The following is a 23,672-nucleotide window of genomic DNA, read 5'->3' as shown; positions in this document are numbered from 1 at the left end:
GAAGTTTCGCTTATTTTATACGCACTGTTTTTGTGCATATCTTTATTTTTATACACCAGCCTGCGCTATTTTAGAACGGCAGTTTAATTGAAAGGATCGCTAATTTCTTGTTCTGTGGTGGTGTTATTCGATGCTGGTGCAGGTGGAGCGACACCGCTTTGTGATTTTTGCACATCCACTACGTTTCCGTCCTGATCACGGCGGGTTACGGTGGTGGTTGTGGTGGAGCGTTGCGGACTGGTTGCGCTCTGTTTTGGTGCAGCCAGCAGACTTTCATCAATTTTCGGCAGCGCAGCCGGCTTTAAAGCCACTTCATAAAGTTTATTGTTCAGGCCCACTTCCTCTGCACCCAGGTCATTCACAAACGGTAGATAGTCCATAAAGCTGGTTACCACCGGTTTGACCGATGCAGGCAATTGCAGCGCCAGCTGTTCTAAAGCGCTTCGCGCCTGACTGGTATTTTTATAATTGCCATACAGCAACACATATTGCTCGGCGCGGTTTTCACCACTCAAGCGAATATAAAGAAAATTCTGGCGATCAGCCTGTTTTTTCAGAAAGCCCTTGATAATGTCTTCTTCGCTCACACGAAACAGTTCAATGGTCTGGTGCTTTCGCTGCTCGGAGATAAACTTGGTGCCACGAAATTCAGGCTCATGCAGCCCCGAAGCGGTTAACCGCTTAGTTTGTTCCAGCGGTTTGACCTCATCAATCAAGGCACCCAAATGCGCGGTTGCCGCGACTTTTGCTGGCTGAATCTGCAATTCAACTTCTGATTCCGGGGCTTTTTCGACTTCAACCAGCTCATCACGATCGGTAATGGCCCAGAAGATAATCGCCAGCAGCAGACACAGCGCACCACACACCAACCAGATGGAATTCTGAACACGTTGTTTGACGCTTTGTGATGCTGCTGCCATGGGATCCCTTATTTATGCTGCCTGATGCGCAAGAATAGACTGTTTCATTAATTCCGGATCAAATTCCCGGGTAATGATGGCCTGTCCCAGACGCTGCATTAATACCAGTCGCAACTGGCCATTCAGCACTTTTTTGTCATGGGCCATAAAACCGAGAAAATCATCCAACGGAATTTTAGGACATACTATCGGCAATTGGGCACGAGAAATGATTCTTTTTGTACGCTCAACATCGTCTGCGGAAATCCAGCCCATCCGATACGATAAATCGGCGGCCATCACCATGCCGGTCGCAACCGCTTCACCATGCAGCCATTCGCCATAGCCGAGATAAGACTCGATAGCATGACCAAAGGTATGGCCTAAATTCAGCAATGCGCGTTCGCCCTGCTCTTTTTCATCATTGGCGACAATACGGGCTTTGTGCGCACAAGAACGGTACACCGCTTCTGCCAGTAAAACCGGATCACGCGCCACCAAGGCATCCATGTGCTGTTCTAACCAGTTCAGAAACTCAATATCACCCAGCAGTGCATATTTAATCACTTCGGCCAGACCGGCAGACAGTTCACGATCGGGCAAGGTTTTTAGCTGTGACATATCGGCCAGCACCACTTGCGGTTGCTGGAAGGCACCAATCATGTTTTTACCTAGCGGATGGTTAATCCCGGTTTTCCCACCCACACTGGAGTCGACCTGAGACAGCAAGGTGGTCGGTACCTGAATAAAATACACGCCGCGCTGGAAACAGGCTGAGGCAAAACCGGCCATATCGCCAATCACACCGCCGCCGAGTGCCAGCACGGTACAATCGCGGTTAAACCCGGCCTCCAGCAGGGCATCAAAAATCAGATTGAGATGCTGAATATCCTTGTATTTTTCACCATCGGGCAAAATACATGTTGCCACCTGTTTACCCAGTGCTTCTATGGCAGTTTGATAGTGCTCTAAATACAAAGGCGCCACGGTACTGTTGCTCACAATCATGACTTGCTTGCCTTGAATATAAGGTTCCAGTAAGGTCTGAGGATTTAAATCACTGCCAATAAAAATCGGGTAACGGCGATCGCCGAGTTCAACATATAAGGTTTGCATGGTTTTAAAACACTGTACTCAATTAAATTGATTTCTTCGCCACGATCACATTCAGGATTTTTTGCGCCAGATCACGGGCTGCCCCCTGATTGGTTTCAATAATATGATGCGCCACCTCACGATATAATGGATCGCGTACTGCAAGCAAATCTTTCAGTTTCTGTTCAGGATTTTCAACTTGAAGGAGAGGACGGTTTTTATCGCGGTAGGTACGTTGCAACTGGATTTCCACCGGAGTATACAGATACACCACAATACCACGCTGTTTGAGGAATTCACGGTTTGGGGCCTGGGTGACTGCACCACCGCCGGTGGCAAGAACCAGTTGAGTACGAGAGGTCAGCTCGTCAATGACGGTGGTTTCACGGCTACGGAAACCGCTTTCCCCTTCTTTTTCAAAAATCCAGGGAATGGTGGCCCCGGTACGACGCTCGATTTCATGATCGCTGTCCAGGAACTCGCGTCCGAGCAGCTCTGCCAAATGTCGCCCTACCGTGGTTTTTCCGGCCCCCATCGGCCCCACCAAATAGATATTTGGCAGGGCGTTAAACTCTTTGCTTGGCAAGGAGTCACCTATTTATTTTGTTAAATTGAAAATATATTAATGATTTCTTGAAACACTGTCATTAACAATTCGTGGTGTCACAAAAATCAGCAACTCACGTTTATTGTCCGATTTAATATCTTTACGGAATAAACGGCCTAAATACGGAATATCCCCCAGGAATGGCACTTTGGTTTGCTGATTGGCTGTCTGCTGCTCAAAAATACCACCGAGTACGACGGTTTCACCATTATCGACCAGTACATTGGTATTGATCGAGTTTTTGTTAATGGTCAGCTGACCGGTTGGGGTCGGTGTTCCTGGACTATCACTGGTGATATTCAGGTTCATCTGTACTTTACCATCCGGGGTAATGCTTGGTGTAACGTCCAGACTGAGCGTGGCATCAATAAACTCTGTGGTGGACACCGCATTGGCACCACCTCCTTCAGCAGACTGATATGGAATCTGCGTACCTGAAGCCACTTTGGCCTGTTGCTTGTCAGCAGTCAGCACTTTCGGGGTCGAAATTACTTCACCATAGCCATCAGCTTGTAAGGCAGACAGTTCTAAATCCAGCATAAAGTCAGACAGGCTGATAAGACCAAAGGCAATCCGACTTGCGCCTGGGCTGGTGACCCCCAAATCGACGTTCAAGTTTTGTGGACGTTCAATTTCATAGGTATAACCGCCAAGCTCTTCATCAAGCTCTGGCTCACGTAAATTCCACAGTGTGGTATCACTACCACCAACCAAAAGATGGTTATTATTCGTGATCCCTTGTGACAGGATACCCCACTTGACCCCCATCTCTTTAGTAAAGTCGGTGGTGGCACGCACAATACGCGCTTCAATCATCACCTGTTTCACCGACACATCCAGCAAGTCAATCATGCTGCGAATCTGGTCAATCTTTTGCGCGGTATCATTAATAATCAGGGTATTGGTTCGTGGATCAACTGACACCGTACCACGTGGACTGAGCAGACTACCGACGCTATCACCAAGTGGATCAGTATTGGCTGTACTGTTACTTGTGCCACTACGGGAATTAGACGCATTTTTACCTTCGGTAATCAGTTTTTCAATATCAGCAGCCTTGGCATAATTTAACTGAATATATTCGGTTTGCAGCGGCGCCAGCTTGACGCTTTGTGCAATCGCTTTGGCTTCTTCTTCTTCGGCCTTGATCAGCTCTGCGACGGGTGCAATCCAGATCACATTGCCATTACGGCGTTTATCCAGATTTTTGGTTTTTAAAATAATATCTAGTGCCTGATCCCACGGCACATCTTTGAGACGTAAGGTGATATTGCCTTGTACCGTATCGGCGGCAACCATGTTAATTCCGGTAAAATCAGCCAGTAACTGCAGCACACGACGCACTTCAATATCCTGAAAATCTAAAGAAATCTTTTTGCCGGTATAGCTTTGTGCTGCACGCGGTTTGAATGGGTTCTTATCTACCGGACGTTTCAGACTGATGGTCAGTTTATTTTCTGCCTGATACGCCATATATTCATAGCTTCCCGCAGACTGAATAGTAATTATCCCATTGCCACCATCATTTTGCGCATCAATGGTAGATACCGGGGTGGCAAAATCATTGACGTTTAAACGGCGCGCCAGATGTGCAGGAATTTTATTACCCAAGGTACGGACAATAATTTTACTGCCTTGCTGTTGTACATCGACCGGGGTGTTGCTGCCTGCCAGGTCAATTACTACCTGACCTTCCCCTTCTGCACCGCGCTGAAAGCCGATATTCGATACGCCTTGAGCCGTCTGCTGTACAGCTACTGGTGTTACGGCTGCCTGAGTGCTGTTAATTTTAAGAATAAAAGTATTGCCTTCAACACGGGTAGTAAAAGCACCCGCTTCAGCCAGATTAACCGTTAAACGTGCACGCTGGGCATCGGAACTGACATCAACCGAGCTGGCTTCCCGAGTCGCAACCGGAATGCTGGCCTGTTTTAAGGTCTGCTGGGCTTTATCAAAATCCAGCACCAAACGTGATGGCTGCTCAAGCTGATAGGCTGCAGGCTGAGGTGGCAAGCCATTGAACATGACACGAATTTCAGTACCTTGTCCTGGAATTTGCATTGGTACAATATTGGTAATGCTGACCTGCGCATTGGCCACTTGCATGACGGCCATCGCAACAGCGCCCATTGAAAACTGACGGAACAAATTGTTCATTGTAATGCCATCCCCAAAAATAAAATCTTTCACAGTATTATTCATTTTTATTCCTTTAATTTATGGCGCCGGCCCAATCAGTACTAGACTTCTTGGACGTTCAACATACCCTTCGCGACCATCTGGAATAATCTCAATTAAGTCAATTTGTGTCGGCGTAATATTGATGACCCGACCATGATTCAAGCCCATATAGCTGCCGCGCTGAATCCGTTCAATTTCCCCATCTGGAGTTTGAATCAGGGCCAGAATCTCGCCGCGTTGCCCGCGCATGCTACCTTTCATACTTAAAGTTTCCAGTGCATAGCTTTCTAAAGGCTGCAACTGGCGCGACAGGTTTGGATAAACCCGTTTACCCGCCATAATTTTCAGCTCGGCCGCCAGAGAACTTGGCATAAACGGGCTTTTCAGCTGATGCGCTGCATAGTTAAATACAGGTGCCGGCTCAAAAGTCGGTGCCGGCTCAATCGGCAACGGCGGCTGATTACGGATTTCTGCCATTTGTGCATTCACGGCATCAATACGTGAATCACAGCCTGCAGCCAGTAGGCCCAACACCAGAACCAACGAAAGTTTTTCAAATTTCATCATTGTGCTGCTCCTGTGGCTGGAGTCGTACTATTACCGGCCTGTGCATCGGTATTCCCGACATAGCGATAGGTCTTGGCTTTCGCGACATAGGTAATTTGTGGAATATCGGTTTTCTTTTCCTTGTTTTCACCGGCAGTAATAGTGAAATCATGCATGGTCACAATTCGCGGTAAAGCGGCTGTACCGCTCACAAAAGAACCAAAAGCATGATAATCACCGGTGGCTTCAATCGAAATTGGCTGCTCGATAAAGAACTCTTGCTTGATTTCATTTTCCAGACGGATATTTTTAAATCTTAAGCCTGAATTCACGCCCGTAACGTTGACATCTTCAACCAGACCTGGAATTTCGGTTTCTTTTGGCAACTGTTGTAGCTGCTGGTTAAAGTTGGCTTCCATTTCCTGTAACTGCGCCTGATATTGCTGCAAGTTACGCAGTTTGGAATCTTTTTCACGAAACTCATTCAGCAGGTTCTGCTCTTGTGCACGCGCATTGGAAATTGCATCCAGCTTCGGCTTGATGGCCAGGAAATAGCCCAGGAAGGCAATTAAAATAATGATAAAGATCCAGATGGTCAGCTTGACGGAAAACGGCCAGCTGCCATAGTTATTCGGATCTAAGGTATTCCATTGCTGCAGGAATTTATCAAGCGTCATTTTTTTCTTTGGCGCAGCAACAGGATCCTGATTCATTTCTTCATATTGATCGAGACTCATTGTACTGCCCCCGCTGTTGCTTGAGTACCAGACGCAGGTGCTGTGCCTGGAAGTGCAATTTCATCCAAATCTGCCGTTACCACGAAGCTGCCATAGCTTTCTTCTACCCGTGGAACAACCGAACTTGGTGCCTTGTTTTTATTTTCTTCAACGGCCAAGAAAGAATTCATGAAGGCGTTACGATACCATGGCGATGCTTCCAGATTACGCAGGAACTCTGCTACCGTGTTTGGACTTTCGGCCTTGCCTTCAAAGGTAAATTTATTGCCAATACGGGCCACTTTGGTCAAATACATGCTACTTGGGGTAACGCGGACCAGCTCATCGACCAAACGTACCGCGACCGGACGCTGACTTTGCAGACCCTGAATCAGCTTCATGCGCTCGACAATGGCATTACGCTGCTCTTGCAGACCTTCCAGCGACTTTAACTGTACATCCAGATTTTGGTTGGTACTGATCACCAGCTGATTGGCCTGTTCCTGATCCTGCAGTTTATGATTGTAATAGAACCATGCCAGCGTCACGGCCAGCACCCCAATTAATGCAGCCCCAATACAAACCGCAATAAATTCTTTTTTTCGTTTTTCTCTTAGCTCATCACGCCAAGGGAGTAAGTTAATTTTTGCCATTAATCAAAACTCCTCAATGCCAAGCCACATGCCACCATCAATGAAGAGGCATCGCTTTCAATTCTTTTAATATCAATTTTGGAGGAGAAACCCATCTGTAAAAACGGATTGGCAATGGTGACGCGGTAACCCAGTTTTTGCTGTAGTAGCTTGGCCAGGCCTGGAATATTGGCATTCCCACCGGCCAGCAGAATATGGTCAATTTCATTAAACTGCGATGAGGAGAAGAAGAACTGCAGCGAACGTGCCGCCTGCTGCACCACCGCCTCAAGGAATGGCTCCAACACTTCAATATCATAATCATCTGGCAAGGTACGGCTTTTCTTGGCGCGGCCGGCTTCTTCAAAGGACAGACCATAACGGTTCTGGATTTCCTGGGTCAGCTGCTTGCCACCAAAGACCTGCTCGCGGGTATAGATAATTTTATTGTCTTTGAGTACCGACAGCGTGGTCATAGTATGACCAATGTCTAACACACCAATGGTATTTACCCCCATCGGCAAGGTATCGGCGAAGACTTTAAAGGCATTTTCAATGGCAAAGCTTTCGACATCTGCCACTTTTGGGGTTAAACCGGCCAGTTCAATCGCTTCACAGCGACTCTCGACATTTTCCAGTCGTGTCGCCACCAGCAAAACATTGACCCGGTTTGGATTGGCCAGACGATCAGGCAGCACCTCAAAGTCCAGGCTAACTTCATCTAATGGGAAAGGAATATATTGCTCTGCATCCATCCGGATTTGAACTTCACGTTCGTCATCCGTCATATCGGCATCCATCTCAATGGTCTTGCTAATTACCATTGAGGTTGGAATCGCTAAAGCGGCAGCTGTTGTCGGTGTATTGGCCAAATTAAAGGCACGCTCGAGCGCATCCCCTACAGCTTCAGGATTCAGAATATTTTTCTCAACCACACTGCCCTCTGGGAGCGGTACCAAGGCGTAACTTTCCACCCAGTAACGATCATTCTTTACAGAGAGCTCCAATAACTTAACAGAAGTAGAACTAATATCTACACCTATTAACCCCTTACTCGGTTTACGATATAACCTGCGCACAATAAGTTTTTCCTATTATTTTTTTATCCCCAAAAAAAATGCCATTCACTAAGTTGCTTTGTGGTCTATATTTTTGTACGGATACAATAACTCATCTAACAATCCGTATGGGTAAAGGCTATACTGACCAGCAATTAGTTTGCCATTAGCTCTTATTAAAACTTACTTGTTATGAAAAAGCTATCTTGTTCGGGCCGTGTTCATCCATTTTTTTTGCTCATAATTATTGTGTTAGTTTCCATTCCGATGGGTTTTTATGGCATGTATCTCTATATTGCCCCATCTTTGCCGGAAATGACCACTCTAAAAAAAGCGCCTCTTTTGAAGCCTTTACAAGTTTATAGCACGGATAATCAGTTAATTGCAGAGTATGGTGGCAAACTTTCTGTACCTGTCGAGTACAACCAGATTCCCGAAAAGTTTATCTATGCCTTTTTAGCGGCTGAAGATTCGGCCTTTTTCGAACATAGCGGCATCAGCTTTAAAGGCCTAGGCCGTGCGGTGAGTGAAGCGGTGACCGGTTCTAATGTGCAAACCGGTGGCTCGACCATTACCATGCAGGTGGCCAAGAACTATTATTTAAGCCCGGAACGCACTTTAAGACGCAAACTGACTGAAATTTTTCTAGCCCGAAAAATTGAACAGAACCTGTCCAAAGAAGAAATTCTGACCCTGTATGTCAATAAAATCTTTCTCGGTAAAAATGCTTACGGGATCGCGGCAGCAGCCAAAATTTACTATAACAAAAGCTTGGAAGAACTGAGTATTGCGCAAATGGCGATGATTGCTGGTCTGCCAAAAGCGCCATCACGTTACAATCCAGTGGTCAATCCGGAACGTGCCTTAGAACGTCGCAACTGGATTCTGGGCCGGATGCTGCAACTCGGTTATATCAACCAGAATGAATATCAGGGTGGGATTGCCGAGCCAATTAACCTGGATATGCCGGATCGCAGTATCAGTAATATTCACCCCTATGTTGGGGAAATGGTCCGAGCTGAACTGGTCAAAAAATTCGGCAAGCAGGCGGTTGATTCTGGTTATAAGGTTTACACCACCATTGACAGTAAACGTCAGGCCTATGCCGAACAGGCGGTGCAAAATGGTCTAGAAGCATATGACCGCCGTCATGGCTGGCGCGGTGCCGAAGCGCATGACCAGCCACTGAGTGACTTTCGTGCCTTTGCCAACACCTATCCCGCACAAGTCACCAAAGTCCTGAACAATTCTTTTGAAGCTCTGATGCAGGATGGTTCTACCGTCACTGTCCCGTGGTCTGGCATGTCCTGGGCGCGTCCCTATCGCAATGCCAATAGTGTTGGCGCAGCACCAAACCGGGCAGCTCAAATTGTCAAAGTTAACGATATTGTCCGTTTACGCCCCACCCAGAACAAAAGTTCCTGGTCACTGGTGCAAGTTCCCAAAGTTCAGGGGCAGCTGATTGCAATTAACCCAAACAATGGCGCGATTGAAGCCATTGTCGGCGGTTATAACTTTTATCAATCGACCTTTAACCGTGCCTTGCAAGGCTGGCGCCAGCCAGGCTCAATTATCAAACCCTTTGTTTATGCGATGGCGCTGGAACGCGGCATGACCCCGCATACCATGCTGAATGACAGCCCAATTACCATTGGCAAATGGTCACCACGTAACTCGGATGGCCGTTATCTGGGCATGATTCCTTTACGCCGTGCGCTGTATTTATCTCGAAATACCGTTTCAGTCCGCTTACTTCAAACCGTCGGTCTGGACCGTACCCGCCAACTATTTATGGATTTTGGCTTGCAGGAAGACCAGATTCCGCGTAACTACACCATCGCCTTAGGTACGCCACAGGTGCTGCCGGTGCAAATGGCCACCGGCTATGCCACCTTTGCCAATGGCGGTTATCGGGTACAACCGCATTTTATTCAGCGTATTGAAGATGCGTATGGCAAAACCATCTATCAGGCCAATCCTGAATATGCCTGCATTGCCTGTATCAGTGAAGATGAAAAAAATCCTGAAACAGCTGAAGTAAAAACGCCAGATGATGAAGTGATTGAAGTCACCAATCAGTCAATCCAAACTGCAGATGCAGCGCCAGCCAACAAGATTGAACGCAGCCAGTATCGTCAGGCACAGCGTATTTTAAAATCCAGCTCGGCCTATGATATGGCCAATATTCTACGTGATGTGATTCAGTACGGTACCGGACGCGCTGCCCTGCGTATTGGCCGTAATGATATTGGTGGAAAAACCGGAACCACCAACGATGCCAAAGATGCCTGGTTCGCCGGCTTTAATGGTAAACTGGTGACCATTTCCTGGGTCGGTTTTGACCAGCCAACGACTTTGGGTCGTCGTGAATATGGCGGTGTCGCAGCCCTGCCGATCTGGACCGAGTTTATGGGTAAAGCCCTGCAAGGTACACCGGAAGCCTGGGTCAGTCTGGACCGTAAAGGCAACCAGCTAAGCCGCGATAGTGCCAGCAATGACAGCATGGAGCAGGAGTTGCAGCAGCGCTATCGTTCATCACCGCCATTGGCCCGTCCGCTGTATCGTCCTGCGCCGGCACCGGTCACGCCTGCACCGCAGCATGATTTTGATGATTTGCCGGGTGAGGAAATCCTGATTCCGGATGAGGCGACTCCACCACCAATGCAGCCTCAGCCACAGCAACCGGCACAGCCGCAACAACCAGCGCAAAATCAGCAGCAGAATTCTCGCCCTGATGCGATTGAAAACCTGATTGATGAAGTCTTATAAACGCACAACAAAAAGCCCTCAACTGAGGGCTTTTTTTTAGGACTAAACACTTACTTTTTCTGAAACAGATACATCTGGTATTGCGCATTCAGCGGGAACTGATCTTGCTGCTCCAGCGCCTGACGGCGTTCCGGTTTGGCCTTATAGGCATATGGCGTCATCGCAATCAGATGTTTTAAATCGCTCTGATTTAAGCACATTGCTGCATCAACCACATCTTCACTGACCAAGTCAAACGCATCTTTTAGCTGTTCCACAAACTTCTGCGGCTCATGCGCTTTAACTTCTTCAAACAAGGCTTCGCGCATCGCAAACAGATGCTGCGGTCCCGGGGTTACCACCATCAGATAAGCTTCCGGTTTCAACACCCGCAGAATTTCCTCTTTCGGAATTGGGCTAAATAGACTGGTACACAGATCAATTGATTTATCCAAAACCGGCAAAGTCGCACCGGTTCCCACCACCCAGGTCACGCCTTTATTCAGCTTGGCCGCCACCTGTACTGCATTTTTGGCAATGTCGACGCCCACACATTGCAGCACTTCAGCCTGCATGGCGTTGGTGTAATAGCCTTCCCCACAGCCAATATCGAGCAGGTTTTCAATACGCAGGCTGCGAATTTTCTCTACCACCGCCTGCTGCAGCGGCGCATAGTGTCCTGCACTTAAAAATGCCCGGCGCGCCTGTACAGACTCCGGGGTATCGCCCGGATTTTTACTGTGCTTATGTTGCACCACATGCAAATTGACATAGCCCTGTTTGGCCACATCATAACTGTGCTTGTTGTCACAGCGCCATGTTCGGTCGGTCAGGCTTAAGGGCTGACGACAGACAGGACACATCAGCAGGTTCATGTTTTTCTCCCAAGCTTGCTGCCATAAAAAAAGCCGGCAAGCGCCGACTTTTCAGTTCAATTTGCTTAGCGCAATTTTAAGGTCATTAAGCCTAAAACCACCAGCATAATTGTAATAATCCAGAAACGAATCACCACCTGGGTTTCACGCCAGCCTTTCTTTTCATAGTGATGATGCAGCGGCGCCATTAAGAACACGCGTTTATTACGCATCCGCAGTGAGCCGATTTGCAGGAAGACCGATATCGCCTCAACCACAAACACGCCACCCATAATCGCAAAGACGATTTCCTGACGCACCATCACCGCAATTGTGCCGAGCATCGCGCCTAACGATAAAGCGCCGACATCACCCATAAAGACTTGCGCCGGATGCGCGTTGTACCAGAGGAAGGCCAGACCGGCACCAATCATGGCGGCACAGATCACCACCAGTTCAGAGGCGTATTTGACATAAGGAATATGCAGATAATCGGCAAAGCGCACATCACCGGCCAGATAGGCAAATACACCTAAACCGGCCGCAACCAGTACAATTGGCATGATCGCCAGACCATCCAGACCATCAGTCAGGTTCACCGCATTGGAAGCACCATTAATCACCAGATAGGTGAAAATAATAAAGCCAATACCCAGTGGAATCATGGATAACGGAATGCTGAAATCTTTAAAGAACGGAATTAAGACATCCAGCATATCGGCGGTTTGCGCCGGGTTCGGCTGCTGTGTGGCAATATAGTACAGCGCAATACCTGCGCCCAAAGAGGCCACCGAAGTCCAGAAGAACTTCTTGCGTGCCGGTAGTCCGGCATTGTCTTTATAGCGGATTTTAATCCAGTCATCGGCCCAGCCAACCGCACCGAAGATCACCATAACCGCCAGCACAATCCAGACATAGGGGTTGGAAAGATCAGCCCAGAGCAGGGTCGAAATCCCAATCGACAGTAAAATCAGCACACCGCCCATGGTCGGAGTACCCATCTTTTTCGCATGTCCTTCTGGCGCAAACGAGCTGACTGCCTGACCGTATTTTAATGCCTGTAACTTACGAATCATCACTGGTCCAAGCAAAAGACCAATCCCGAGCGCTGTCAGGACACTCAGCAATGAACGTAATGTTAAATAACGAACCACCTGAAACGAGCTGTGATAGCCCGCAAGCTGTTCAAACAACCATAACAGCATTTAAAGTTTCTCCATCAATGCAGTCATCAACGTTTCCATATGGGTATAACGAGAACCTTTGAACAGGAAACTCATGGACTGAGGTTGATGTGTTTCGACTAGACTAATTAAAAATGGCAAGGCCTGTTCCTGATTCAAAAAGGCCTGGAGTTTTTTGCCGTATTGGGTACTGCGTGCCCCTTCCTGGCTGGCCGGAGCAAACTCGCCCACCGCCACCACAAAGTTCAGGCCTTTGAGCGACACCAGATCGCGGCCGAGCTTATAATGCTCAATTGCCGCCGATGCACCCAGCTCGCCAATATCACCGATGACCATGACCCGAATCCCCTCCTGCTGCGCCAGCACTTCACCGGCCGCCCGCATTGAGGTCGGGTTGGCATTATAGGTATCATCAATCAACAGATGCGCACCGTGCTGAATAAAATTCAGACGACCTTTGGCACCTTGGGCCTGTTCCAGTCCGACAACAATATCATCCAGACCAATGCCAATCGCCAGCGCAAACGCCGCTGCGGCTGTAGCATTCTGGATATTATGTTCACCAGCAAACGGTAAATCGACTGCACGCACGCCTTGCGGGGTATGCAACTGGAAACGGGCCGATTGGGGTTGGAGTTGAATGTCGGTGGCAAACACATCACCGCCATTACCAAAGCTGAGGCACTGTTCAGTGCGAACCGCCTGACGGATCGAGTCAGCAAAATCATCTGCGGCCGGTACAATCGAACATCCATCTGCCACAATATGCGCATAAATTTCAGATTTGGCCCGGCAAATACCCTCACGACCACCAAACTCGCCCAGATGTGCGGTGCCGATATTAATGATCCCCGCTACCTGTGGCTGTACCAGCTGTGAGGTATAATCAATTTCACCCTGATGGCTGGCCCCAAGCTCCATCACCGCATATTGATGTTCCGGACGCAGCTCCAGCAACATCATCGGTACGCCTAAATCATTATTCAGGTTACCGCGGGTAATTAAGGTCGGCGCCAGACGCGATAAAATACTGCCCAGCATTTCCTTGGTGGTGGTCTTACCGCTGCTACCGGTCAAGGCAATTACTTTCAGATCGGGATATTGAGCACGACGATAAGCACCCAAATGACCCAGTGCCAAGCGGGTATCCGGCACCACCAACTGAAAAATATCGGCATCGACCGGCTGGCTGACAAGCGCCACCTGACAGCCGCTGGCTGCCACCTGTGCCACAAAATCGTGGGCATCAAAACGCTCACCTTTCAGTGCTAGAAAAGCATCGCCGGCTTCGGCATGACGGGAGTCGGTTAAAATCCGCTTAATTTCAGTGTTTGGCGCACGACCATTCAGCCAATAACCCTGGGTAGCCTGTTGTAACTGCGCTGCGCTCCACGGCGTTAGGACCGCAGTACTGGTGGTTGAAGTATGCATAAAAATTCCTGATTAGGCGGGATAAGCAGAGCTGGTAGCATGATGCTGGGCATCAATTGCAGCCTGTACTTCAACGACATCATCAAACCAGTGTCGCACCCCATCAATTTCCTGATAATTTTCGTGACCTTTACCGGCAATCACCACGATATCGCCCGGCTGGGCCTGCTTCACCGCAAACTTGATCGCTTCACGACGATCACGGATTTCATGATAGCTGTGGCCGCTAAAATCAATGCCCTGCTGCATGTCAGCAAAAATCTGGTCAGGCGATTCAGTCCGTGGATTATCCGAAGTGAGCAAGGCGATATCGGCCTGTTCTAGTGCAGCTTGGGTCATTAACGGCCGTTTGCCGCGATCACGATCGCCGCCACAGCCAAAGACAGCCCAGAGCTGCTGCGATACATGCCGTTTCAGGGTAATTAACACCTGTTTCAAGGCATCTGGTGTATGCGCATAATCGACCACAAACAGACGTTCGCCATCACGAATCACCTGCATCCGTCCCGGTGCACCTTGCAGCTGTGGCGCGCTGGCAATTAGATCCGACAAGTCAAATCCGGCCTGCTCAACGGCAATCAGACTGGCCACCAGATTTTCCACATTAAAATGGCCCAGTAACGGACTGTGTACACGATAACGCTGCTGGGCGCTGATCAGTTCAAACTGCGCACCAGCCAGACTGTATTCGATATTCTGCACCTGATAATCCGCCGCTTGCGTGGTGGAATAAGTCAGGATTTTTGGTTGTGCCGGATTCTGACGCGCGGCGGCCAGCATAACTTCAGCAAAGGCATCATCCAGGTTAATGACCGCCACTTTTAAGCTGGCAAAACGGAACAGCGCGGCTTTGGCTTCAGCATAGGCCTCCAGCGTACCATGATAATCCAGATGGTCACGGCTTAAGTTGCTGTACACGGCAATTTCAATGCTACAGCCATTTAAACGACCCTGTTCCAGTCCGTGTGAACTGGCTTCAATTGCCGCAAATTCAGCGCCTTGCTGGGCATAGCTGTGCAGGGCCTGCTGGAGCTGTAAGGCATCTAGCGTGGTATGCGAAGAGGCTTCCAGATTCGGCAAAATGCCATTGCCGGTGGTGCCCATCACCGCACACGGTTTGCGCTGTAACATCAGCAGTTCTGCCATCAGACGGGCGATGGTGGTTTTGCCATTGGTACCGGTAACCGCCAGAATACGTGCAGCCTGCAGCGGCTGCGTGGCATGCAGATACTGTTTTTGCCACTGCCCCATTAAGTGACGTACCTCCGGTACGATCAGCTGATTCGGCAGACCCAAATCGGTTTCTGCAATAATGGCCAACGCGCCACGTGCCAACGCTGCTTCGGCAAACTGGACGGTTTTTTCAGGCTGCGAAAAACTGGTCAGGGCAATAAAAATTTGCCCTGCTGTAACTTTGCGGCTGTCTAAGCTGAAGCCTGCAAAGGGTTGTGACCTCCATCCAGCAACATGCTCAACGGTGTAAAGATCTTGAAATGTAATGGACATTCATCACCTATTTACTGGATTTGTGCTGTATCTAAAGGTTTATCTAAAGGTACATTCATTAAACGTAAGGATTCCTGCATCACACGGGCAAACACCGGTGCAGAGACTGTACCGCCGTAGTAGGTACCTTGCGGATTTTCAACCACGACAATCATCGCAATACGCGGATCGCTCACAGGTGCCACCCCGGCGAACAAGGCACGGTATTCACTTTGCGAATAACCTTTACGGTCGGCGCGCAGCTTATGCGCGGTACCGGTTTTACCGGCCACGCGATATCCCTGTACAGCAGCACGGGTCGCGGTTCCACCCGGCAAGGTGGCTGCTTCCATCATCAGCAGTACCTGATCGGCAATTTTTGGATCAATCATCTGTTCGCCTTGTGGCTGCTCTTCCAGCTTGAACAGGCTGAGCGGCATCTTGACGCCTTTATTGGCCAGCATGGCGTAGGCATCGGCTAGCTGCAGCACGGTTGCATTCAGGCCATAACCATAGGACATGGTTGCGACTTCAGAGACATTCCACTTACTCGGCGGCAGAATCAGACCGGCACTTTCACCCGGGAATTTCACAGCCGAACGCTGGCCAAAGCCCAAGCGTTTATAGAAGGTGGGCAAGGTTGGATAGGGCAAAGACAGGGCAATTTTCGCCACGCCGACGTTAGACGATTTCTGGATAATGCCAGCCAGGGTCAAATTGCCATAATTGCGGGTATCACGGATGGTATGGTTACCAACACGCATCGAACCACCCCCTAAATTGACCACAGTATTGGCCGAATATTTACCACTTTCCAGCGCCATGGCCACGGTAAATGGCTTCATGGTCGAGCCCGGCTCAAAGGAATCGACTGCCCCGCGGTTACGCATGGCATCTTTGTTCTCCAGGCCCTTTTTGTCATTCGGGTTATACGATGGCCAGCTGGTCATGGCTAGAATTTCACCGGTTTTCACATCGACTGCAATGGCTGTGGCAGAACGGGCATTATTGGCCACGCCGGCAGCGGTCAGTTCACGATACATGATGTATTGCAGGCGCGAGTCGATACTTAAAGTGATATTTTCACCGTGCTCGACTTCTTTAATCACTTCCGGATCTTTAACCCGGTTACCACGTTTATCACGGATAATTTGCTGTTCGCCATCGACCCCAGCCAGACGGCTGTTCAGCTGCATTTCCAGACCTTCAATCCCGGTGCCTTCACTATTGGTCAGGCCAATAATCTGGGCATTCGGCTGTGGCTGCGGATAATAACGCTTATAGTTTTTCTCGGTATAGACACCCTGGAAGTTGCGCTTCAGGATCAGCTCCGCCTGCTGTGGCGGTACTTCTTTTTGCAGCACCAGATAACGCGAACGCGGACGCTCATGCATTTTCTGATGCAATTCCTGACGGTCCATGCCCACCGCATCGGCCAGTTCATCCAGATTCAGGTTTTTATTGGGCAGTTGACGCTTGAGTTTGCGGTTATTCGGGTCTTTGGCCAGCTCGGCCATGGTGTCGTCATACAGCTCTTTGGCCTCAAAATAATCACGCGGATCAATCACCACTTTCATGATGGGGGTACTAATCGCCAAAGGCACGCCATGCCGGTCGTAAATCACGCCGCGCATGGCTTTGAGTTTTTCAGTTCTTAGAATATTGGCATTGGCCTTATTCTGCAGAAAATCATGATTGATAATCTGCACATAAAAGGCCCGGCAGACCAGCGCCACAAAGACCAGCAGCACCGTTCCCCACATCAGGTAGAAGCGCCACATATCGACATTTAAACTGCTTTTTTGGGTAACAGACTGCTGTTTTTTACCTGTTTGCTTCTTACGCGAATTTACCATGTACAGCCAGCCCTATTGTTTCTGTTCTGAAGTCGTCGGCAATGAAATCACCACAGTTTGTGCGGTGGGTGGTGAATACATGCGTAACTGGGTTACGGCACGTGTCCCGATCTGGGCGGTGGCACCAAAGGTCTGCTGTTCAATCAGCAGACGGCCCCACTCGGCATTGAGATCATCGCGCTCACGCATAAAAGAACTGAGCTGACGATAATCATGTCGATATTCAAACACCTGAAAGACCACCATGAGCGCACTGATAAACACCAGGGCCAACAAAATCAAATAGACGACCATTTTTTTCAGTCGTGACTGTTCTGTATTGTTTTCAACTGCTTTGGTTTTCATTCTTCGCCTGTTCAAGCTAACTTTTCAGCCACACGCAGCCACGCACTGCGTGAACGCGGATTGGCTTTGACTTCCTCTTCACTCGCACGGATACGAGCAATCTTTTTTAAACGGCGGGTATCTTGTTGTACTTGCGGCAGCCCCCAACCGGTATCTTCTGCCAAGCTTGATTCTTTTTGAATAAACTGTTTAATCAAACGGTCCTCTAAAGAGTGGAAGCTAATGACCGCCAGACGGCCTTCAGGCTTCAGCACTTCCACGGCCTGAGGCAAGAAAATATCAATATCTTCTAATTCTTTATTAATAGCAATACGAATGGCCTGAAATGTTCGCGTTGCCGGATGTTTATGCTTTTCCCATTTTGGATGGGCAGTTTTTACAATTTCGGCCAGCTGGCCGGTGGTTTCAATCAAACCGGCGTTTTTAATGGCTTTAGCTATACGGCGGCTATAACGTTCTTCGCCATATTTAAAAATAATATTGGCCAGTGCTTCTTCTTCAATCTGCAGCAGCCACTCTGCCGCGGTTTCACCTTGCGAGTTGTCCATACGCATATCCAGCGGGCCATCCTGCATAAAGCTAAAACCGCGTTCAGCCTGATCCAACTGCGGAGACGATACGCCCAGGTCGGCCATCACGCCATCGACCTGTTCAATACCACGTGCGGCCAGTTCCTGCTTTAAATCGGCAAAGCTGGCATGAATAATTTTAAACCGCGGATCTTGCTGTTCCAGTTCTGCTGCAACCGCTAAGGCTTGTGGGTCTTTATCAAAGGCATACACACGCGCATGTTCATCTAATTTGGACAGCAATAAACGGGTATGCCCGCCGCGGCCAAAGGTGCCATCGACATAAATTCCTGTATTGCGTTCTGCCAGCAAGGCATCAACAGTTTCGTGGAGTAATACAGAAATATGCGACATAGGGATTCAATCAATACAGCCAAAATTTAACTGCACATTATTACCTTGTTTTGACAAAGCTCCAAACGACTTTTTGTACAGAAATATTACTTTTCATAGAGAAAACCGTTTTGTGATTTTGCCAAATATTCAAAAAGCCTCACAAGGAGGCTGTTTGAATTTATTTTTTAACCAGTCCGCAGATGATTAACGCTTGCTGCTATAAATCAGGTCGAAGATGGCGCCGTTCGCAAAGTGGGTTTGCTGCGCTTTGGCCCAGCCACCAAATACTTCATCAATGGTGAAGGTTTTCAGTTTCGGGAACTGATGCGCATACTTGGCCAGTACCTTTTCATTGCGTGGACGATAGAAATGTTTGGCTGCCATTTCCTGACCCAGCGGTGAATATAAATAGTTGATATAACCGGTTGCCAGCCACTTGTTGCCATTGCGCTCTACGGTACGGTCAACAATCGCCACTGAAGGCTCGGTTAAAATCGACATCGATGGATAAACAATATCAAACTTGTCTTTACCCAGTGTTTTCAGGGTCACCAGCGCTTCGTTTTCCCAGGTCAGCAGTACATCGCCAATGCCGCGTTCTGCGAAAGTGGTCATTGAGGCACGTGCTGCAGAGTCCATCACTTTAACGTTGTGATACATCTTGCTGACAAAATCTTTGGCTTTGGCTTCATTGCCGCCCGGCTGTTTCAATGCATAGCCCCATGCAGACAGGTATACCCAACGTGGCAGACCACCGGTTTTCGGGTTTGGGGTAATAATCTGTACACCCGGTTTGGTTAAATCGGTCCAGTCTTTGATGTGCTTTGGATTGCCCTTACGCACCATAAATACGATGGTTGAGGTATATGGTGCCGAGTTATGCGGGAACTCTTTTTGCCAACCCGGCTGGATTTGACCCGATCTGACGATTTCTTCAATATCGTTGGCCAGTGCCAAAGTCACCACATCACCTTTCAGGCCATCGACCACTGAACGCGCCTGTTTGCCTGAACCGCCATGAGACTGCTTGAAATTCACGCTTAAACCGGTGCGCTTTTTCCAGTAATCACCAAACGAGGCATTAAATTCATCATAGAATTCGCGTGTCGCATCATAAGACACGTTCAGAAATTGACGATCCGCTGCCTGGGCAGAATTGACTGTTGCCGCAAGGCCGGTTGCCAGCAAAGCCGCTGAAAATAAAGCTTTAATTTGAGATTTCATGACAGCACAAATAGGTTATCTACATTAATGCTAACTATATGAAATAAAATCATAAATCGCAATTCAGAAAAATTTTTACTTTCGTTTTAAGATGGGCAATTTTTTCTTTTAATCATTTGTTTTTCTTTTAAAAAGCAGCATAACCGATGGGCCAAAATCAGGTTATAGCTTTTTATGGAATAGATATTCAAAAATATGAATAAACCCGGCTTTCAGACGCTTGGCAAACCGTGCTGATTTAAAGCAAGATTAAGATGAGATAGCCCGCACTTGATCCATTCACCAAAACACCCAGTTACATATCAATAAAATGCGAAACTTGCATAATTATATATAAAAAAATATGATATAAGATAAGTTTTGTTGCTGATCTTCACTTTCTCTTCACAGTTATTTGCTAAAACATATACTCAACAGCGAAATGTGAATAGAAGTAACCAGCAGCCTGACATTTTTTATATTTTTGTAAAAAGTGTGATGCAGTTCTTACTTTTTGCATTTTATCTGTGGTTATATAGTAGCCACAACGTAAAAAAATTAAATCCAAAACCAGTTTGGGGGAGTATCAGGATGAAACAGTCAGTCTATGTACTGTGTTTAAGTTTAGGATTGGGCCTGATGGCACAAACCAGCCATACGGCAGTGGTTAAAAATACCCATACTGCGGTGAAAATGACGCCAGCAAAACCTTCCCTCATTGAAAAAGCCCTGTTGCAGCAAAAAGAACAGTTAGGCACCACCAAAACAGACAAGCTGCAAGCCGATAATGACCTGAAAATGATGACGTCAATTAAAGCAGCGCCGACCCAGAATTTCTTTGCTTCACAAAACCAGCGTTTTAGCCGTTTTGTACAATCCTTCTTCAGCTCAAACCAGTCTTAATTGACCGGATTGAACTGAACCTGCGCGTGGCTGACTCCCCCCTCAAGCCGCGTGCTGTTGCAGCCTGATCATCGAATGCAGAATAAAGCATTAAGTGATCAGGCTTTTTCGTTATAATAGATTCCAATTTACATTCTGACTCATTACTGATTATGACTGTTCGTACCCGTATTGCTCCTTCTCCTACCGGTTTTCCGCATGTAGGCACTGCATATATTGCCTTGTTTAACCTGTGCTTTGCCAAACAGCATGGCGGCGAGTTTATTTTGCGTATTGAAGATACCGACCAGCTGCGCTCAACCCCTGAATCTGAAAAAATGATTCTTGATTCTTTGCGCTGGTTAGGCCTGAACTGGTCAGAAGGTCCAGATGTGGGTGGCCCACATGCGCCATACCGTCAATCGGAGCGTATGGACATCTATAAACAGTATGCACTGGAACTGGTTGAAAAAGGTCATGCCTTCTACTGCTTCGCAACTGCAGAAGAACTGGACCAGATGCGTGCTGAACAGCAAGCACGTGGCGAATCTCCACGTTATGACGGTCGCGGTTTACAGCTTTCCGCTGAAGAAGTTCAGCGTCGTCTGGCGGCAGGCGAACCACACGTAATCCGCATGAAAATTCCAACCGAAGGCATCTGCAAATTTAACGACATGCTGCGCGGTGAAGTGGAAATTCCTTGGGCGCAAGTCGACATGCAGATTCTGCTAAAAACCGATGGCCTGCCAACTTATCATTTAGCCAACGTGGTCGATGACCATTTAATGCAAATTACCCATGTCATTCGTGGTGAAGAATGGATCCCATCAGCACCAAAACATCAGTTGCTGTATCAATACTTTGGCTGGAACATGCCGGTACTGTGCCACATGCCGCTGCTGCGTAACCCGGACAAATCCAAACTGTCAAAACGCAAGAACCCGACTTCAATCAACTACTATAAAGACATTGGCGTACTGCCAGAAGCCTTGCTGAACTATTTGGGCCGCATGGGCTGGTCAATGCCGGATGAGCGTGAAAAATTCACCCTGGCGGAAATGATTGAACACTTTGACATCAACCGTGTGTCTTTGGGCGGTCCAATCTTTGATGTGGAAAAACTGAACTGGCTCAACGGTCAGTGGATTAAAGCCCTTTCTCCGGCTGAACTGCTGGATACCTTGTTGGCCTGGAAAGCCAATCGCGCCAAGCTGGAAGAGATTGCTGCCGCGATTCAGCCACGTATCAACTTATTATCTGAAGCCGTGAACTGGTCTGCGCACTATTTCAACCATTTCCCGACACTTTCAAAAGAACAGTTTGAAAGCAAAAAACTGTCTGAAGAACAGGTGCGTCAAAGCTTGCAGTTTGCCATCTGGCGTCTGGAAAGTCTGTTCACCTGGAACAATGACACCGTGAGCCAGACCTTAATGGACCTGGCCGCACAAATGGAAATTAAACTGCGCGACTTTATGCCAGCGTTCTTTATTGCCATTGCCGGTTCAACTGCATCTACCCCAGTCATGCAGACCATGGTCACTATTGGTCCGGATTTAACTTTTGCCCGTCTGCGTCATGCACTGGAAATTGTGGGCGGACCAAGCAAAAAAGAGCTAAAAGCCTGGGAAAAACTCAATGAAAGCTTAAAATTGCCGAAAAATGATGCAGTTGATGCAATTTAATGCAGTTTTTTGTTGACGTGTGAGCATTATCTTCATAATATAGCGCTCACACAGACTGGGGCCATAGCTCAGTTGGTAGAGCGCTACAATGGCATTGTAGAGGTCAGCGGTTCGATCCCGCTTGGCTCCACCATGGTTTCATAATTGTGTTGCCTCAATAAGTCCCTATCGTCTAGAGGCCTAGGACATCGCCCTTTCACGGCGGTAACCGGGGTTCGAATCCCCGTAGGGACGCCATATTTAAGCTCACGTTTAAAGTGATCTGATAAAAAACCCAAGCATTATGACTTGGGTTTTTTATTGCCTGTTGTTTTATTTTGCTGTGCTTTTTTGCTTTCTGATGTATTCCGATTAAAATAAACCACAGATTAGAATTTTGGAGTTGTAATGCAATACCGTTGCCCGAAGTGTCAAAGCCCGAAAATCATGCCTGTTGCGCAAGCAGGCCAAGCAGCTCCACGTCCGGTGGTGCCAAAAAGCCTGGTATTTCTGATTCCAGCTATTTTTATTTTATTGCTGCTGGTGCTGATTAGTATTGCCATGTGGATTTTTGGGGATGGTGCGGGCACCACCCTGCAAACAGCAACCGTAATTGTCTTTGTGATCTGTTTAATTGCCGGCTTCATGTTCTATCGTGATTTGCCAGATTTTAAAATTTCAATGCAGGCTTTTATGCAAAACCAGAAGAAATGGAAATGCCGCGAATGCAACCATGAGTGGGAAATCTGATTTTTCTCATTGATTCAAACAAAGCTGCATCTGGCGTTGATCAGGATAGCTCCCAACGCCAGCCCATGATTATAAAAAGATAAAAATCATCTCCTTCAATGAAGTGCTAAAAGTATTGCACCACTTCCTGCGATCGCTACACGCCTTCCTTCTATATCTATATAGCGCGACCAGGATAATGCTCACCTCTTTATAGCTCTCTATTCAAACTACATAAAAAAACCAGCCCGAATGATCTGCACCCCGAAATTTGGACACTCTTAGTCCAATTTGAAGGGTGCTTTTCTATGGCTAAATATTCTCAACAGTTTAAACTTGAAGTTGTTCAAAATTATTTATCAAATAAAAATGATGATGGGTTTAGAAAAACAGCTAATAAATATAAATTAGACAGAGCTACTATTCGACAATGGGTTGCTATATACCAGACTCTTGGCGAAGACGGCTTGAAACCTCAATCTCATCGCATAACCTACTCTACAGAGTTCAAACTTAAAGTTGTTCTTAAAATATTGAATGATGGCTTGTCACTTATCGATGCTTTAAGATTTTTTAAATTAAAAGAAGTTGGAACTCTTTCTACATGGTTGCGCAAATATCAGGCACACGGTATAGATGGCTTAAAATCTAAGCC

Annotated in this window: 20 protein-coding genes, 2 tRNA genes and 1 pseudogene; 7 read left to right on the top strand and 16 right to left on the bottom strand. The window is 47.7% G+C overall.

Annotated elements, in window-relative coordinates; genetic code table 11:
• Nucleotides 1–83 precede the first annotated feature (83 nt).
• Genes FTU54_RS02735 through FTU54_RS02700 form a run of 8 tightly spaced genes read right to left on the bottom strand, consistent with a single transcriptional unit; the run spans nucleotide 84 to nucleotide 7,755 of the window.
• Nucleotides 84–920 carry a hypothetical protein gene (locus FTU54_RS02735; RefSeq protein ID WP_180074401.1) on the bottom strand — a complete coding sequence of 279 codons (837 nt, stop codon included), beginning with the start codon at nucleotides 918–920 and terminating at the stop codon, nucleotides 84–86.
• 12 nt (nucleotides 921–932) lie between these two features.
• Nucleotides 933–2,015, bottom strand: coding sequence for a 3-dehydroquinate synthase (aroB, locus tag FTU54_RS02730; protein ID WP_005180494.1), 1,083 nt, complete (start codon nucleotides 2,013–2,015; stop codon nucleotides 933–935).
• Between the two features lie 22 nt (nucleotides 2,016–2,037).
• Entirely contained in the window at nucleotides 2,038–2,580 is a 543-nt protein-coding gene (gene aroK, locus FTU54_RS02725; protein ID WP_104487954.1) for a shikimate kinase AroK, read from the bottom strand.
• Nucleotides 2,581–2,616: 36 nt separating this feature from the next.
• Nucleotides 2,617–4,758 carry a type IV pilus secretin PilQ gene (locus FTU54_RS02720; protein WP_180074526.1) on the bottom strand — a complete coding sequence of 714 codons (2,142 nt, stop codon included), beginning with the start codon at nucleotides 4,756–4,758 and terminating at the stop codon, nucleotides 2,617–2,619.
• Between the two features lie 60 nt (nucleotides 4,759–4,818).
• Nucleotides 4,819–5,346 (bottom strand): pilus assembly protein PilP, encoded by a 528-nt coding sequence (locus tag FTU54_RS02715; RefSeq protein ID WP_045795346.1) that lies wholly within the window; start codon nucleotides 5,344–5,346, stop codon nucleotides 4,819–4,821.
• On the bottom strand, nucleotides 5,346–6,065 hold the full coding sequence (locus FTU54_RS02710; protein WP_005180513.1) for a type 4a pilus biogenesis protein PilO: 720 nt from the start codon (nucleotides 6,063–6,065) through the stop codon (nucleotides 5,346–5,348). The genes FTU54_RS02715 and FTU54_RS02710 overlap by 1 nt, the downstream gene beginning before the upstream one ends.
• Nucleotides 6,062–6,697, bottom strand: a complete 636-nt coding sequence (locus FTU54_RS02705; protein ID WP_005180516.1) for a PilN domain-containing protein — start codon at nucleotides 6,695–6,697, stop codon at nucleotides 6,062–6,064. Before FTU54_RS02705 ends, FTU54_RS02710 begins: the two co-directional genes overlap by 4 nt.
• Entirely contained in the window at nucleotides 6,697–7,755 is a 1,059-nt protein-coding gene (locus FTU54_RS02700; protein WP_104505685.1) for a pilus assembly protein PilM, read from the bottom strand. The genes FTU54_RS02705 and FTU54_RS02700 overlap by 1 nt, the downstream gene beginning before the upstream one ends.
• Before the next feature lie 171 nt (nucleotides 7,756–7,926).
• On the opposite strand from FTU54_RS02700, the gene ponA reads away from it, so the two are divergent.
• Nucleotides 7,927–10,503: a penicillin-binding protein PBP1a gene (ponA, locus tag FTU54_RS02695; RefSeq protein WP_180074400.1), complete on the top strand. Its 2,577-nt coding sequence runs from the start codon at nucleotides 7,927–7,929 to the stop codon at nucleotides 10,501–10,503.
• 50 nt (nucleotides 10,504–10,553) lie between these two features.
• Here the strand turns inward: ponA and FTU54_RS02690 are convergent, their stop codons facing one another.
• From FTU54_RS02690 to FTU54_RS02655, 8 genes and pseudogenes are all read right to left on the bottom strand, one after another.
• Nucleotides 10,554–11,357, bottom strand: a complete 804-nt coding sequence (locus FTU54_RS02690; RefSeq protein ID WP_160232275.1) for a putative RNA methyltransferase — start codon at nucleotides 11,355–11,357, stop codon at nucleotides 10,554–10,556.
• Between the two features lie 65 nt (nucleotides 11,358–11,422).
• Nucleotides 11,423–12,541, bottom strand: coding sequence for a phospho-N-acetylmuramoyl-pentapeptide-transferase (gene mraY, locus FTU54_RS02685; RefSeq protein WP_005180530.1), 1,119 nt, complete (start codon nucleotides 12,539–12,541; stop codon nucleotides 11,423–11,425).
• The gene (murF, locus tag FTU54_RS02680; RefSeq protein WP_168399763.1) at nucleotides 12,542–13,951 is read right to left on the bottom strand and encodes a UDP-N-acetylmuramoyl-tripeptide--D-alanyl-D-alanine ligase; all 1,410 of its coding nucleotides are present in this window, start codon (nucleotides 13,949–13,951) and stop codon (nucleotides 12,542–12,544) included.
• Nucleotides 13,952–13,963: 12 nt separating this feature from the next.
• Nucleotides 13,964–15,457 carry a UDP-N-acetylmuramoyl-L-alanyl-D-glutamate--2,6-diaminopimelate ligase gene (locus FTU54_RS02675; protein ID WP_168399764.1) on the bottom strand — a complete coding sequence of 498 codons (1,494 nt, stop codon included), beginning with the start codon at nucleotides 15,455–15,457 and terminating at the stop codon, nucleotides 13,964–13,966.
• Nucleotides 15,458–15,460: 3 nt separating this feature from the next.
• Nucleotides 15,461–17,292 (bottom strand): annotated as a pseudogene (gene ftsI / locus FTU54_RS02670) (penicillin-binding protein PBP3).
• Between the two features lie 12 nt (nucleotides 17,293–17,304).
• Entirely contained in the window at nucleotides 17,305–17,637 is a 333-nt protein-coding gene (ftsL, locus tag FTU54_RS02665; RefSeq protein ID WP_005180539.1) for a cell division protein FtsL, read from the bottom strand.
• 11 nt (nucleotides 17,638–17,648) lie between these two features.
• Nucleotides 17,649–18,560, bottom strand: coding sequence for a 16S rRNA (cytosine(1402)-N(4))-methyltransferase RsmH (rsmH, locus tag FTU54_RS02660; RefSeq protein ID WP_005180541.1), 912 nt, complete (start codon nucleotides 18,558–18,560; stop codon nucleotides 17,649–17,651).
• 186 nt (nucleotides 18,561–18,746) lie between these two features.
• A complete protein-coding gene (locus FTU54_RS02655) occupies nucleotides 18,747–19,766 on the bottom strand; it encodes a sulfate ABC transporter substrate-binding protein (RefSeq protein WP_180074398.1) in 1,020 nt (339 codons plus the stop codon).
• Between the two features lie 570 nt (nucleotides 19,767–20,336).
• Between FTU54_RS02655 and FTU54_RS02650 the strand changes: the two genes are divergently transcribed.
• The 6 genes from FTU54_RS02650 to FTU54_RS02625 all read left to right on the top strand — a co-directional run.
• Complete coding sequence (locus tag FTU54_RS02650) at nucleotides 20,337–20,648, top strand: hypothetical protein (RefSeq protein WP_005180544.1); 312 nt, start codon at nucleotides 20,337–20,339, stop codon at nucleotides 20,646–20,648.
• Between the two features lie 152 nt (nucleotides 20,649–20,800).
• Nucleotides 20,801–22,309, top strand: coding sequence for a glutamate--tRNA ligase (gene gltX, locus FTU54_RS02645; protein ID WP_180074396.1), 1,509 nt, complete (start codon nucleotides 20,801–20,803; stop codon nucleotides 22,307–22,309).
• Nucleotides 22,310–22,366: 57 nt separating this feature from the next.
• Nucleotides 22,367–22,442 (top strand) — tRNA-Ala (locus FTU54_RS02640).
• A 28-nt stretch (nucleotides 22,443–22,470) separates the two neighbouring features.
• Nucleotides 22,471–22,546 (top strand) — tRNA-Glu (locus tag FTU54_RS02635).
• Between the two features lie 150 nt (nucleotides 22,547–22,696).
• The gene (locus FTU54_RS02630) at nucleotides 22,697–23,038 is read left to right on the top strand and encodes a hypothetical protein (RefSeq protein ID WP_005180548.1); all 342 of its coding nucleotides are present in this window, start codon (nucleotides 22,697–22,699) and stop codon (nucleotides 23,036–23,038) included.
• 287 nt (nucleotides 23,039–23,325) lie between these two features.
• Nucleotides 23,326–23,672: helix-turn-helix domain-containing protein (locus tag FTU54_RS02625; RefSeq protein ID WP_180074394.1), on the top strand; the 347-nt coding region annotated here is incomplete at its 3' end.

Source organism: Acinetobacter sp. YH12116 (assembly GCF_013418895.1).
In the GTDB taxonomy this organism is placed as follows: Bacteria; Pseudomonadota; Gammaproteobacteria; order Pseudomonadales; family Moraxellaceae; genus Acinetobacter; species Acinetobacter indicus.
Note: the sequence above shows the minus strand (reverse complement) of the source record. Positions and strands in the feature narration are given on the sequence as shown.